The 13,358-nt window shown below is 31.5% G+C and carries 15 protein-coding genes; 3 read left to right on the forward strand and 12 right to left on the reverse strand.

The window, feature by feature from the left end; all coding sequences use genetic code 11:
• Positions 1–35 precede the first annotated feature (35 nt).
• From tnpC to AC4PG3_RS08025, 6 genes are all read right to left on the reverse strand, one after another.
• Positions 36–1,595, reverse strand: a complete 1,560-nt coding sequence (gene tnpC, locus AC4PG3_RS08000; RefSeq protein WP_492198183.1) for an IS66 family transposase — start codon at positions 1,593–1,595, stop codon at positions 36–38.
• A gap of 129 nt (positions 1,596–1,724) precedes the next feature.
• Entirely contained in the window at positions 1,725–2,081 is a 357-nt protein-coding gene (gene tnpB, locus AC4PG3_RS08005) for an IS66 family insertion sequence element accessory protein TnpB (RefSeq protein WP_492196141.1), read from the reverse strand.
• 2 nt (positions 2,082–2,083) lie between these two features.
• Positions 2,084–2,464, reverse strand: a complete 381-nt coding sequence (tnpA, locus tag AC4PG3_RS08010) for an IS66 family insertion sequence element accessory protein TnpA (RefSeq protein ID WP_492196142.1) — start codon at positions 2,462–2,464, stop codon at positions 2,084–2,086.
• 350 nt (positions 2,465–2,814) lie between these two features.
• Positions 2,815–3,210: a GNAT family N-acetyltransferase gene (locus AC4PG3_RS08015; protein WP_492196143.1), complete on the reverse strand. Its 396-nt coding sequence runs from the start codon at positions 3,208–3,210 to the stop codon at positions 2,815–2,817.
• Between the two features lie 180 nt (positions 3,211–3,390).
• Complete coding sequence (locus tag AC4PG3_RS08020; RefSeq protein ID WP_492196144.1) at positions 3,391–3,879, reverse strand: GNAT family N-acetyltransferase; 489 nt, start codon at positions 3,877–3,879, stop codon at positions 3,391–3,393.
• A 422-nt stretch (positions 3,880–4,301) separates the two neighbouring features.
• Positions 4,302–5,030, reverse strand: coding sequence for a YebC/PmpR family DNA-binding transcriptional regulator (locus AC4PG3_RS08025; RefSeq protein WP_492196145.1), 729 nt, complete (start codon positions 5,028–5,030; stop codon positions 4,302–4,304).
• Positions 5,031–5,188: 158 nt separating this feature from the next.
• Between AC4PG3_RS08025 and AC4PG3_RS08030 the strand changes: the two genes are divergently transcribed.
• Together AC4PG3_RS08030 and AC4PG3_RS08035 are read left to right on the forward strand one after the other, a co-directional pair.
• The gene (locus AC4PG3_RS08030) at positions 5,189–5,548 is read left to right on the forward strand and encodes a sulfite exporter TauE/SafE family protein (protein WP_492196146.1); all 360 of its coding nucleotides are present in this window, start codon (positions 5,189–5,191) and stop codon (positions 5,546–5,548) included.
• Positions 5,545–5,901 carry a sulfite exporter TauE/SafE family protein gene (locus AC4PG3_RS08035; protein ID WP_492196147.1) on the forward strand — a complete coding sequence of 119 codons (357 nt, stop codon included), beginning with the start codon at positions 5,545–5,547 and terminating at the stop codon, positions 5,899–5,901. The genes AC4PG3_RS08030 and AC4PG3_RS08035 overlap by 4 nt, the downstream gene beginning before the upstream one ends.
• Before the next feature lie 8 nt (positions 5,902–5,909).
• Here the strand turns inward: AC4PG3_RS08035 and AC4PG3_RS08040 are convergent, their stop codons facing one another.
• From AC4PG3_RS08040 to hflX, 4 genes are read right to left on the reverse strand one after another with little or no spacing between them, the layout of a single operon-like run.
• A complete protein-coding gene (locus tag AC4PG3_RS08040) occupies positions 5,910–6,311 on the reverse strand; it encodes a CoA-binding protein (RefSeq protein ID WP_492196148.1) in 402 nt (133 codons plus the stop codon).
• Between the two features lie 43 nt (positions 6,312–6,354).
• Positions 6,355–7,011 (reverse strand): YigZ family protein, encoded by a 657-nt coding sequence (locus AC4PG3_RS08045; protein WP_492196149.1) that lies wholly within the window; start codon positions 7,009–7,011, stop codon positions 6,355–6,357.
• 32 nt (positions 7,012–7,043) lie between these two features.
• The gene (locus AC4PG3_RS08050) at positions 7,044–7,484 is read right to left on the reverse strand and encodes an NUDIX hydrolase (protein ID WP_492196150.1); all 441 of its coding nucleotides are present in this window, start codon (positions 7,482–7,484) and stop codon (positions 7,044–7,046) included.
• A gap of 15 nt (positions 7,485–7,499) precedes the next feature.
• Entirely contained in the window at positions 7,500–8,780 is a 1,281-nt protein-coding gene (gene hflX, locus AC4PG3_RS08055) for a GTPase HflX (protein ID WP_492196151.1), read from the reverse strand.
• Between the two features lie 197 nt (positions 8,781–8,977).
• Between hflX and AC4PG3_RS08060 the strand changes: the two genes are divergently transcribed.
• Positions 8,978–11,938, forward strand: coding sequence for a penicillin-binding protein 1A (locus tag AC4PG3_RS08060; protein WP_492196152.1), 2,961 nt, complete (start codon positions 8,978–8,980; stop codon positions 11,936–11,938).
• 23 nt (positions 11,939–11,961) lie between these two features.
• Here the strand turns inward: AC4PG3_RS08060 and spoVAE are convergent, their stop codons facing one another.
• Positions 11,962–12,318 (reverse strand): stage V sporulation protein AE, encoded by a 357-nt coding sequence (gene spoVAE, locus AC4PG3_RS08065; protein ID WP_492196153.1) that lies wholly within the window; start codon positions 12,316–12,318, stop codon positions 11,962–11,964.
• A gap of 15 nt (positions 12,319–12,333) precedes the next feature.
• Complete coding sequence (gene spoVAD / locus AC4PG3_RS08070; RefSeq protein ID WP_492196154.1) at positions 12,334–13,350, reverse strand: stage V sporulation protein AD; 1,017 nt, start codon at positions 13,348–13,350, stop codon at positions 12,334–12,336.
• Positions 13,351–13,358 lie beyond the last annotated feature (8 nt).

Raw genomic sequence — 13,358 nt, forward strand, 5'->3', positions numbered from 1 at the left:
ATAGGGATATCGGTATGATATCCCTATAATAGTATTTATTCAGATTTACATGATTTTTGGACTAAATCATCCCAAGGCATCATTAGCTCTAGGATTTTAGGATTGGTTTTAAGATTGGATCCTGGTAATATTGACAGGATGTATTCTAAATATTTATAGGGGTTTAGTCCATTTGCTTTTGCTGTTTCTACTAGGGTGTAGACACAGGCACTTGCGTAGGCACCTTTTGGACTTCCGCAGAAGGTCCAATTTTTTCTACCTACTGTAAATGGTCTTATACTGTTTTCTGCAATATTATTGGATATGACACAGTTTCCATCTTCTAAGTAGGTTTCTAATTTTTCTTTATGATTTAGAGCATATTGTAATGCTTGTCCTATTTTAGATTTGGGAAGTACTTTATCATTATTATTTTCTACCCATAACCAAAAGGCCTCTAGAAGTGGTTTTTCTTTTTCTAGACGCTTAATTTTTCTTTTTTCTGGAGTGAGATCTTTAAACTTTCTTTCCCAATCAAAGAGTTTATTACAATATGCTATTCCTTTTGCTGGTAGACTTGCTTCTTCACTTTTTACATCTTTTGGAAGGGCATCTTTAAAGTATCTTCTAAGATGGGCCCAGCACAAACATTGGTGGATATCTTTTACCTTGTTATATCCTGAATATCCATCTGTATGGAGGTAGCCATTGAATCCTTTTAGGAAATCCTTGGCATTGTCTCCTGTTCTACCAGGTGCATATTTAAATATTCTTATTCCTCTCTTTGCATTAACTGAAGTAGAATACACCCACATATATGATTTTGTGGTATTTTTCTTACCTTCTTCATTTAATACTTGAACTGGAGTCTCATCAGCATGTAAATATTTATCTTTTAATAGTTCTTCCCTTAGCTTTTCTACTATGGGATTTAACCATTCTTCTGATGTTTTAATTATCCAGTTGGATAGGGTTGCTCTACTTATGGGAAAGCCCATCTGTTTCCAATCTTTTTCTTGCCTGTATAGTGGTACTGACTGTACAAACTTTTGATACATGGTCCAGGCTACTGATGATGCTGTGGCATAGGAATGCTGAAGTACAGGCTCGGGTGTATTTGGATTAAAGATTCCAGGTCTTCCTTCTTTTTTACATGTTCTACACTCATAATTTTCTTGATATATATTAATTACAGATATTTCTGCCGGTATGTATCTGATTTCTGATCTTACGAATTTTCTTCCTACAACTGAGAGTCTCTTTCCATCAATTGGGCAGATTTGCTGGGATTCTTCCAGCCTAAATATTTGATCTTGGCTAGGTAGGTTTTTAAACAAGTCTTTTCTCTTGTAGCCTTTTCTAGTTCTTTTAATAGGCTCTTCAAATGGAACAGGTTCTTGTATAGAGAAGTCGGCTTCTTTTTCAACTTCGTTAAATAGACCTAATTCCATATCATTAATGATTAATTGGCCGTCTATGGCAGAAGTCTTTTCTGTCTTTCTTCCATAGAGTTTCTTAATTAGGTATTCCATATTTTCATTAGCCTTTTTCAACTCTTCTCTAAGGCCTTCTATGGTTTTATTCTGTAATTCAATTGTATCTTGAAGTGTCTTTATCAAAGAGTTTTCATTCATTGGAATTTAGCCTTTCTAATATGTTTTATTTAAATATATTATATCATTTTCCTAACCTACAAACAACAAAAAAATACTTGAAACTATGTAATTTTGAGCAGTTTCAAGCATCTATATTATCCTTTTGTTATCTATCTTTTGAATGACCTTTTTTTGATCAATTGATAAACCCTCTATTAGCCATCTATATTGCTGAGGAGTAATTTCCCTAACATCTTCTTCAGTTCTTGGCCACTGAAACACCCCGCCTTCAAGCCTTTTGTAGAGAAGAAGAAATCCATCTCCCTCCCAAAGCAACGCTTTTATCCTATCTCTTTTACCTCCACAAAAGAGGAAAAGCGCATTTTCAAATGGATTTAGCTTAAAGTTTTGAGATACTATAGCGGAAAGACCGTCAATTGATTTTCTCATATCAGTCTTACCGCAGGCAATGTATATTCGTATATCATCCGGAAATTTAATTCTCATGATTATTTACCAATTAAATTAATTACTATACCTAATGTATTTGGATCTGCCCCATTTAGAATTTCAATTTCATTTCCATTTGAGCGCAAGATAGCACAGATACCTTTATTGTTAGATTTAGATCCTACTATATTGGCTTTAGCTTCACTTGGCTTAACTTCTATAAATTGAGTTTGACCTGTAACAGCTAGTGTTCCTGCTTTAATTAGGGCTTCTTGTCTGATTACTCGCTGCCAATAGTAGAATTTGGTTCTTGAAATATCATTTTCTTCACACCATTCTTTTATGGACTGGTCACTTTCACTATGCCTTTTAATGATTTCCGACCATTGAGCCTTAAGTATTTCATGTTTAGTAGCTTTCATAGTTGTAATGTTAATCATCTCCCTACACTTTTAATGTTGCCAAAGTTACTTTGTTAACTTTAAAAGTACTTTGTAGAGAGTATTATCTCATGTTACGTAACATTTGTGAATCCATGGGATTATTGATCGCTTACGTTACAGCAAATTCTTAATTTTAAAATATCGTATTATTCAGTTTCAAAAGAATGTTATTCCCATTTTAAACCTCAATAGTACATCGCATAATACTTGTAATACAACATTTAAAAATACCGCACAATTCATTTCTGAATAATACGGTATTAAAGTAAAATATTCTGCTTTTTAGTTATTACACTTATTTTAATATTGCATCTTATCTTTATAATTATAACAAAAGAGTAGTGCTTCTATATTTTACTCTTATTTGTTACTTCAAATATTGAGCCTGCTCGCTTGTATCCCTGTTTTTTATAGTACTCATCGACATCAGACATAACATAAACAGTCTGATTTGAATAGTCAGTGTATATACACTCCATCAATTTTCGTCCAATATTTTTTCCTCTATATTCTGGCTTAACCAACAAATCACAAACATACACATAGAAACCGCAATCATCGATAGAACGTGAATACCCGCACAGGACATCACCCTCATATGCTACATAGGTGATTGAGTTTTCTAAAGCCATCCTATATTTTTCAGACACACTACTATCAGAATAGGTCCATCCTTCTTCATTTTCTATCATTTCCATCAATTTGTATTCATCATCAACTTTATTATATACTCTTATTTCCATTTAATCTCCTCCTACTAACACCTTATAAACACCGATTATTTTGCACTTTGAGGCTAATACAATTTATCTAAAATGAATTTAGATTATCATATAATTTTTGTTCAGTTGCATTAATCATTTCTTACTTCCTCCAATTTTAAAAATAAAACACAATAATATTCTCTTATCTAAAATACAAATTTAAAACACTAAAATCATATCATACCATTTAGATCCACCATGTACTGACTTAGATATACCCTTATTTACATATCCGAACTTTGTATAATAATCAATAAGTTTATCTTTACATGTTAGAATAACACCTTTTCTTCCATTTAATCTTGATACCTCTATCATATGATTCATTAATTGTGCAGCAATTCCTTGATTGCGATACTCTGGTATCACATCAAGTCCAAAAATAGTCTGATAATCTCCATCAGGAATATGTAGTGTAGCATCATTAAATAGTTCATCATAAATAACAGTTTCATTGATTATGGCACCATTTATAAAGCCAATTATTTTCCCTTGAATTTCTCCTACAAAAAAGCTTTCTGGAAATGTATTGATTCTTTCTTCCAATGATGACCTCGTAGCAGCCTCTGCCTCTGGAAAGCATCTTGATTCTACTTCTACTACTCCATCTAAATCATCTGCAAGTATTTTTCTAATTTTAATTTCCATTATACTAATCTCCTTTTATTTTAAAGTATAAATAATATTCAGGGTTAAATAAAAATATATTTTAAGTAATTTCTACAGCTTAGAACTGACCTAACTTAAACTTATATTGTTATGAATTATTTATGTGGATATTATACCATATATCATAAGTTGATTTATATTATATGGTACATGGTTTAATACCACAAAGTTCTAATCCAAATATCTAGGAAGACTACCAATATTCCTCTATTCTATATAATACAAAATATATCTTCTACAACATAAAAAATACCCTCCTTATATGTTTTTTCATACATACAAAAAGAGTATTTAGAATGTTCGTGACTCATTTATGTTTTTTAAATCGTATATTATAATTCAAAGGATTTTCCGCTGATTTTCCACAACTTAAATCCCCATAATCATTTAAACTACTACTATTACTCCATATCCCAGTTATGATATACCTCTTGAACATCGTCATTATCTTCAAGCATATCTATTAGTTTTTCCATGTTTTTTATATCTTCTGCATCAGTAAGTTTTATTGTATTTTGAGGAATTTGAGTGATTTCTGCCATAGCAAATTCATATCCTTCTTTAGATAGTCCTTCTTTCACCTCATTGAAATTCTCCACAGATGTAATTATCTCAAAACCCTCGTCTTGAGCAGTAAAATCTTCTGCTCCAAGATCTATAGCTAACATAGTAAGTTCATCTTCATCTATATTATCTGTTCTTTCAATAGCTAACATTCCCACTCTATCAAACATAAAAGATACACAACCTGATTGACCTAAATTTCCACCTGATTTATCAAAAGCATGTCTTACATCGGGAGCTGTCCTATTTCTATTATCTGTTAGAGCTGCTACTAATACAGCTATTCCTGATGGACCATATCCTTCATAAATTATATCTTCATATATTTCTGCTCCTGATTCCCCAGTACCCTTTTTTATAGCTCTTTCAATATTATCATTTGGCATATTTGCAGCCTTAGCTTTAGCAATTGCTGCACTTAATGATGGATTATACTCTGGATCCCCTCCACCTTCCTTTGCAGCTACCATTATATATCTTCCTAATTTTGTAAACTCTTTTGCTCTTTTGGCATCTTCTTTACCTTTTTTATTTTTTATATTATTCCATTTAGAATGTCCTGCCACTAGTTTCATCTCCTTTTAATTATATCCTGTACTATTATACATCTTTCAGCTTGTATCTACAATATAAATTAGACTCTTTTGTGTATAAATGAATATCTTATGTGTTTTTGGTGAAATTAATATAGAATTCTTATTTATTATAACATAAAGGAGAAAAAATGGATAAACTCAAAATAAAATTAATCTTTATTGGTCTATTTGCTGGGTTTATTAACGGTCTATTTGGCTCTGGCGGAGGTACTATTATAGTGCCCTCTTTAATTTTTCTAATAAAACTAAAGGATCATATTGCTCATGCTACTGCCATATCTGTTATATTGCCCTTATCTATAATAAGTACTATTATTTATTTATTTAACAATTCAATACCCTTAGATCTAAGTTTATTAGTAATAATAGGAGGAGTATTTGGAAGTTATCTAGGTGCTAAGTTTTTAAATAAAATTCCCACAAATATTCTAAGAAAAGTATTTGGCAGTGTAATAATATATACTGCTATAAGGATGATTTTAGTATGAAATTAATAATTATAGGCTTTTTATCTGGTATCATAAGTGGAATGGGTATAGGAGGAGGAACTATCTTAATTCCTTCTTTAGTTTTACTTGTGGGTTTAAATCAATTAGAAGCTCAAGGAATAAATTTGATAGTATTTATTCCCATAGGAATAGTAGCTCTTTTAACCCATAAAAAGCAAGGGAATATAGAAAATAAATATACAAAAAAACTTATATTCCCAGGAATATTGGGTTCTGTTTTAGGAGCTTTTCTTGCAACTGGTATAGATTCTAATCATTTAAGAAAATATTTCGGTTTTTTTTTACTTATAGTAGGTATATATGAATTTTTCAAAAAAGAAAAAAAAGAATAGGTTTTATCCTATTCTTTTCTCTTTAAAGTTGCATATATACAATCATTTGTTAAATATTTAAATCCTAAATCATCAGCTTTTTTAACTACTTCATCATCATAAGTTCCCGGCTGAAAAAAGATATACTCTACTCCAAGGTCTTTAGCCTCATCTAAAGTATTTATACTGTGTTTAGGAGGTACTACTATATCAATTACATCTACTTTTTCTGGTAAATCTCTCAAATTATGATATATCTTTTCTCCTTCTATTTCATCGTAATTTGGATTTATACCATAAGTTTCATATCCATGCTTTTTTAATATCTTCCATATCTTATATCCGTACTTTTCTTTTTTTTCAGTTACTCCCACTACCGCCCAAATCTTTTTGTCTAACATTTCCTTTTTCCACTTTTCAAAATCTACCATAAATTATCAACTCCAAATAAAATTATACCCCTTTATTTCTATTTTACCCATCAATGTTTAATTTCATATTGTCTTTTATAGGTAAATACTTTTCATTTAAATCTAAAATGTCTATATTGGCACTTGTCATGTTTATTAATTCTCTTTTAAACTTTTCTATATCTCTATTATCTACATATATACTAATTATTATATTATCTTGGAAATCTATATTTTCAGGAGTATAGTTTTCATTTTGTAGATAATTTTCTATTTTACCATATAGGGTATAATCTACTTTTATCTCCAAATTAGTGTGAAGAACCATATCCACAATTAAACCTGCATCTAGTGCAATTTTGCACCCCTTAGTATAAGCTCTAATTAAGCCTCCGCCACCTAATTTGATTCCCCCAAAATATCTAGTTACAACAACTACTACATCTCTAAGTTCTTCTTTTTTTATTACTTCTAAAACTGGTATTCCAGCTGTTCCTGATGGTTCCCCATCATCATTAAATCTTTGAATATTTGAATTTTCTCCAATTACATAAGCATATACATTATGAGTTGCATCTCTATGTTTAGTTTTTATCTCTTGGATAAACTCCAATGCCTCATCTTCACTCTTAATAGGCTTTACATAGCCTATGAATCTAGACTTATTAATAATTATCTCGTCTTCTCCATATTCAAAAACTGTCTTATATTTTATATCCATCTTGTCACCCTTTTATAATACTTCAAATGATACTAAGCATAATTTAAATTTTGCTCATACTCTTTATATTCTAAGTATCTTTTATATGATAATGATACAAGAGACTTATCTTGACTATAGGTAATCATATTAATCGCTTCTTCTATAGAATAAAATCCGCCTTCTAAAAACCCTTCTTCTAAGTTTATATTGGCGATTTCATCATCAGATTCCATAATATACCATATGATTTTATTGCATACAGCTTGGTGTCTTGAAAGAGAATAAAATTCATAAGCAGTTTCCCCAGCAGATGAAACTATCCTTGCATCTACTCCAGTTTCAAATCCTACCCTATTTACTGCTGTTTCCGAGGGTAAACTCTCTCCTCTAATCTTTCCCTTTGGAAGTACCCATTCATTTTTATCATTCTTTAAGATTAATACCTTATTCTCTTTAAATACTACTCCTCCTGCACAATTCCTAGTCAACATAGTACCATCTCCTTTTTAATTTAAAATATATTTTTTATATTTTTCTTTATCAATATGATTGATACTTAAATGTATATGACTTCCATCTTCTTTGTGTTCTATATCTTTTATATCGTAATTTTTCATAAAGTAATTTAAAATGTATTGTTCATCATAGGGAATATTTATCTCCACCTTTTTATACTCCTGAGGAAGTGTCTTTTCTATTAATTTAAGTAATCCTTCCATACTATTATCTTCTTTGGCAGAAATAAATATCTTTTCTCCTATAATATTTTTGTTCACCATAAGATTTTGGATATCTACTTTATCTTTTTTATTAAAAACTGTAATTATAGGTTTGTCAATGATTTTTAAGTCCTTTAAAATTTTATTTGTAGTATCTATTTGTATGTCTAAATCCTCATTTGAAGCATCTACAACATGTAATAATAAATCTGCATATTCTACTTCTTCTAAGGTGCTTTTAAAGGCCTCTATTAGATGTGTAGGTAGTTTTGATACAAATCCTACTGTGTCTGTTAGAAGATAATCTTGTCCATTTAACAATTTAGCTTTTCTTAGCGAAGTATCTAAAGTAGCAAAGAGCATGTCCTTTACATACACTTCTTTAGAATTTCCTTCTTCATTATTAAATTCAACTAATCTATTTAAAAGAGTAGATTTCCCTGCATTGGTATAGCCCACAAGGGCAACTATAGGTATATTAGAATCTAATCTTTTTTTCCTTTTAATATTTCTATTGGCTTCTACTTCTTTTAATTGTCTTTCTATATTATCAATTTCTCTAAGTATGTGTCTTCTATCTGTTTCTAGCTTTTGTTCCCCAGGTCCCCTTGTTCCTATTCCTCCACCTTCTCTAGAAAGATAATCTCTAAATCCTACTAGCCTAGGCAATCTATATCTCAATTGTGCTAATTTTACTTGTAATTTTCCTTCTCTTGAATTTGCCCGACCTTCAAATATATCTAAGATTAAATTTGTTCTATCTACAATTTTTTTATTTGTATTTTCTTCTAGATTTCTAATTTGTGCTCCTGAGAGTTCATCATTAAAGACAATTGTAGGAATATCTAATTCTTCGCAATAATTCTTTATCTCATTTACCTTACCCTTCCCTATAAAAAATGTAGGGTTTATTTTGTCTACTCTTTGAATAACTCTAGAAGCTACTTCCCCTCCTGCAGCCTTTACTAACTCTTCTAATTCATCTAGGGAGTTTTCTATAGCTATAGAATTATTGTCATAATCCACTCCTACTATTAAAACTCTTTCCATACTAAACTTATCCTGCATCCATTTATCTCCTCCCCTCATAATAATTTAATGCTACTTTAGTATTATTATAACACCTTTTACAATTATTATCTAACAATTATAAAAATTTCCATTTAAATTAAAATTTATTTTATAAAATTAACTTTGTTAACATTATTATTTAACTATGTTATAATATATTTATTCTAGGCCTTTTTTAAAACAAGGAGGAAAAAATGTCTGAAAACAACAATAATAAAAAGAAAAAGAAAAAAACTAAATTTACTTGGTTAAAGGGATTAAAAATATTTCTTATTTCCATTTTGATTATTGGATTCATAGCTGGAGGGGCTGTACTTGGAATGGTATTATCTATAATAAAAGACGCTCCAGAAATTGAACCTAGCAAAATAAACTCATCCTTAAATCAAACTTCATTTATCTATGATTTAGATGGGAACTTAATCGAAAAAATACAAGCTGCAGAACTTAGAACTGTAGTAAGCCTAAGTAAAATGCCAACTCATTTGAAGGATGCCTTTATCTCTATAGAAGATGAAAGATTTGAAGATCATCATGGGGTAGATCCTAAGGGGATTGTAGCAGCCGCTGTAGACAATATAAAAGCTGGAAGAATCGTGCGTGGTGCAAGTACTATTACTCAACAATTAGTAAAAAATCTTTATTTATCACCAGATCAAAATTGGACTAGAAAAATTACAGAAGCTTATCTTGCACTACAGATGGAAAGAGAGCTTCATAAAGATCAAATACTAGAAGCATACTTAAATAGGATTTCATTAGGTCAAAATGCCTATGGAGTTCAAGAAGCTGCTCAAACTTATTTTTCCAAAAATGTTGAGGACTTAACAATTGCTGAATCAGCTCTATTGGCTGGTGTAGTTAAAAGCCCACTAAAATTTCAACCATATATAAGAGTCAGACCTGATAATTTTGACAGCTCACAACAGTTTTCTGTTGGAGAAGCAGATATTTTAGGTGAAAGATATATATTAGTGTATAATGATGAATCAGTAAAAAGACAAAAATTGGTTTTACAAAAAATGTATGAATTACAAACCATTACAAAAGCTGAATATGATCAAGCTTTAGCTGAAGATATAAAAGCTAATCTAAAGCCCGGAGGTAAAAAAAGGGAAGATATTACATCATATTTTTCTGACTATGTAAAAACTGAAGTTGTAAAGGCTCTACAGGAAAATTTTGGATATTCTAAAGAAAAGGCATATGATGAATTGTATACTGGTGGTTTGAAAATTTATTCCACCATTGATGTAAAAATGCAAAAACAATTGGAAGATGTTTATACTAATTTTACTGAAATACTTTTAGGTAATATAAATAATATTAGAGGCCCAGCCCTAATAGATTGGAAGCTTGACAAATATGGCAATGTAATTGATCGATCTGGTAAAATTGTGTATTTTAAAAAAGACAATATTCTAAACTCTGATTACGATTTAGTTATAAACAAAGGAAACTATAGTATAAATGATGGAAATATTACAATCAACAGTAAAGTCTTTACACCTTATCCAAAACATATAGATATAGGTGATTACTATATTATTGATGATAAAAAAAATCTCGTAAGCCATGTTGTAGGTTCTATAGTTATTCCTGAAGATGAATTTAAGGTAAATAGTGGAAATAAAATAGTAATAAGTAAAAAATACTTAGATAAATCTGAAGGATTTTATAGAATAGATGAAAATGAAAGTTTAGTTATAAGTAATAAATATTTCTTTAGAGCTAAAGACGGAATAGTTCAACCTCAATCTGCTTCAGTTATTATGGACTATAGAAATGGACATATAAAAGCAATTGTAGGTGGTAGAGATATAGATGGAACTAGAATATTAAATAGGGCTACAGACTCTCAAAGACAACCTGGATCTGTCATAAAACCTATTTCTGTATACCTACCTGCTTTAGATAATGGTTATAATCTAGCAACTGGTATAGATGATATTCCATTTTATGCAAACGGTAAAAGATGGCCTAAAAACTGGTATAGTGGATATAAAGGCATACAAACTTTAAGACGATCTGTAGAGCAATCTGTAAATGTAAATGCTGTTAAAACTCTAGATGATATAGGTATAAAAACTTCCCTATCATATCTGGAAAAGATGGGGATTGTAAATAAGGCAAATCCAGAAAAAGACAGTATAATAACAGCTGCTGAAAATCCATCTACAAACGATGAGAACCTATCTTCCTTGGCATTAGGTGGAATGACTAAAGGTCTAACACCTCTAGAAGTTACAGCAGCCTTTGGTGCCATAGCAAATGATGGAGTATTTCATGAGCCAATAGCATTTACTAAAGTTTTAGACAAATATGGCAATATACTACTTGAAAAGACTTCTACTGAAACTATAGTGGTTTCACCCCAAATAGCTTATATAATGGGTGATGCCCTAAGAACTACTCTATCTGGCGGATTTGCCGGAAGAGCAAGACTGTCAAATATGGCATCTGCTGGTAAAACAGGTACAACACAAAATCAAGCTGATATTTGGTTTGTTGGATATACCCCATACTATGTAGGTGGAGTCTGGATTGGAAATGACTCTCCTGGTGTGACTTTGAGCAAAGGTAGTGGTACAGCAGCACAACTTTGGAAGAATATAATGACTAGAGCTCATGAAGGCCTAGAAGCAAAAAGTAGTTTTGATAGGCCAGAAGGCATTGTTACAGCTAGTGTATGTACTCAGTCTGGATTACGTCCAACTGAAGAATGTTTAAGTGATCCTAGAGGCGTAGTAAAAACTGAAATTTTTGCTAAAGGAACAGTTCCAAAGACTTACTGTGATAAACATGTATCCCTTGTTATAGATACTACAAATGGTAAGATTGCAAATGAATACTGTCCAAAGGAACTTACAGCTTCCAAAGTATTCATAGAAAGAACACCACCATATCTACCATCTCAAAATAACGGAATTGTCCCAAGTGATTATAACTATAATGCTCCTACAAGCATATGTACTGATCACAGTCTTTTAACTTTATTGGAAGAAGATGATGAAGAGGATAATGAAGATATAGAAGAAGATAATAATCAAGGTAATTCAAATAATAATGGTAACAATGGTAATAAGGGTAATAATGGCAACAACAAAGATAATGAAGAAGATTTTATACCATTAGACCCAATAGAAAACGATTAAAAAACAAAGTCCTAGCTTAAAGCCTAGGACTTTGTTTTTGGATTAAATACTATGGCCATTATATATCCAAATATAATAGCAGCTGCTATCCCACCTGCTGTTGCACTTAGCCCCCCAGTAAAGGCTCCCATTATCCCATCTTGCTTAGCTGCCTCTATAGCTCCCTTTGCAAGAGAATATCCAAATCCTGAAATGGGCACAGTGGCCCCAGCTCCTCCAAACTCTACCAAGGGTTCATATAATCCCATACCACCTAAAATAACTCCTGTAGTAAGAAAAGACACTAATATATGTGCTGGAGTTAATTTTGTTCTATCTAATAAAATTTGACCTATTATACATATTGCTCCTCCCACAATAAAAGCCTTTATATACTCCATTCAATCACCCTCTCTTTATTCTGGATTTACTTCTATGGTTAAAGCATGACCTATACTTGGAATAGATTCACCTTGTTGTGTTATAAGTTTAGAATGCATAGCTCCTGTAGACATAAATAATACTTTTCTAAATCTTCCTTTTTTAATTTCTTTCATAATATATCCTGCCATGACAACTGCTGAACAAGCACATCCACTTCCACCTGAATGGGTATCTTGACTTTTATTAAATATCTCTGCTCCGCAGTCTGTATATATTCCCTCTAAGTCATAGCCTCTTTTTTCCATCATTTCTAAAACTATAGATTTTCCCACCCTACCTAAGTCTCCTGTTATTATTAAATCATAATCACTTGGAGAAAATCCTGTATCTTGAAAATGGTTTATTAATGTGTCTATAGCTGCAGGAGCCATAGCTCCTCCCATATTTCCTACATCTTTAATTCCAGGATCTATTATTCTTCCTGGGGTAATGTAGGTTATATACGGACCGGGTCCTTGAGCAGAAATTACAGCTGCTCCCGAGCCTGTAACAGTCCATTGAGATGAAAATGTCCTTTGTGCTGCATACTCTAAAGGAAATCTAAACTGTCTTTCAGCAGTACTAAAATGACTTGATGTAGCACAAGCTACATTATCTGCAAATCCTCCTTCTACTAACATTGCCCCTAAAGCCATAGACTGGGCCATAGTAGAACAAGCACCATATATGCCAAAGAAAGGTATAGCTAATTGCCTAGCTGAGTATCCTGTAGCTATAATTTGGTTTAATAAATCTCCTGAAATAAGATAGTCTATGTCCCCTAATGAAAGCCCTAAATTATCTATAGCTGCTCTAATTGCAGATTCTTGGATTTTACTCTCAGCCTTTTCCCAAGATTCCTGACCCCATAGATCATCTTCTAATATTTCATCGAAATAATCTTTTAGCGGCCCCTGTCCCTCTTTAGGTCCTACTATACTGTAAGTACTAGATATTGAAGGGGGATTTAATAATCTTATAGTTTGCCTTCCAACCTTTTTTAATGCCATTTTATCAC

Source organism: Tissierella sp. QWL-11, from assembly GCF_058683765.1.

What these genes read in the sequence shown, in the direction of transcription:
- tnpB (WP_492196141.1), bottom strand. Translation starts at nt 2,081, where the DNA reads ATGAGAATTAAATTTCCGGATGATATACGAATATACATTGCCTGCGGT.
- tnpA (WP_492196142.1), bottom strand. Translation starts at nt 2,464, where the DNA reads ATGATTAACATTACAACTATGAAAGCTACTAAACATGAAATACTTAAG.
- AC4PG3_RS08015 (WP_492196143.1), bottom strand. Translation starts at nt 3,210, where the DNA reads ATGGAAATAAGAGTATATAATAAAGTTGATGATGAATACAAATTGATG.
- AC4PG3_RS08020 (WP_492196144.1), bottom strand. Translation starts at nt 3,879, where the DNA reads ATGGAAATTAAAATTAGAAAAATACTTGCAGATGATTTAGATGGAGTA.
- AC4PG3_RS08030 (WP_492196146.1), top strand. Translation starts at nt 5,189, where the DNA reads ATGGATAAACTCAAAATAAAATTAATCTTTATTGGTCTATTTGCTGGG.
- AC4PG3_RS08035 (WP_492196147.1), top strand. Translation starts at nt 5,545, where the DNA reads ATGAAATTAATAATTATAGGCTTTTTATCTGGTATCATAAGTGGAATG.
- AC4PG3_RS08040 (WP_492196148.1), bottom strand. Translation starts at nt 6,311, where the DNA reads ATGGTAGATTTTGAAAAGTGGAAAAAGGAAATGTTAGACAAAAAGATT.
- AC4PG3_RS08045 (WP_492196149.1), bottom strand. Translation starts at nt 7,011, where the DNA reads ATGGATATAAAATATAAGACAGTTTTTGAATATGGAGAAGACGAGATA.
- AC4PG3_RS08050 (WP_492196150.1), bottom strand. Translation starts at nt 7,484, where the DNA reads ATGTTGACTAGGAATTGTGCAGGAGGAGTAGTATTTAAAGAGAATAAG.
- hflX (WP_492196151.1), bottom strand. Translation starts at nt 8,780, where the DNA reads ATGCAGGATAAGTTTAGTATGGAAAGAGTTTTAATAGTAGGAGTGGAT.
- AC4PG3_RS08060 (WP_492196152.1), top strand. Translation starts at nt 8,978, where the DNA reads ATGTCTGAAAACAACAATAATAAAAAGAAAAAGAAAAAAACTAAATTT.
- spoVAE (WP_492196153.1), bottom strand. Translation starts at nt 12,318, where the DNA reads ATGGAGTATATAAAGGCTTTTATTGTGGGAGGAGCAATATGTATAATA.
- spoVAD (WP_492196154.1), bottom strand. Translation starts at nt 13,350, where the DNA reads ATGGCATTAAAAAAGGTTGGAAGGCAAACTATAAGATTATTAAATCCC.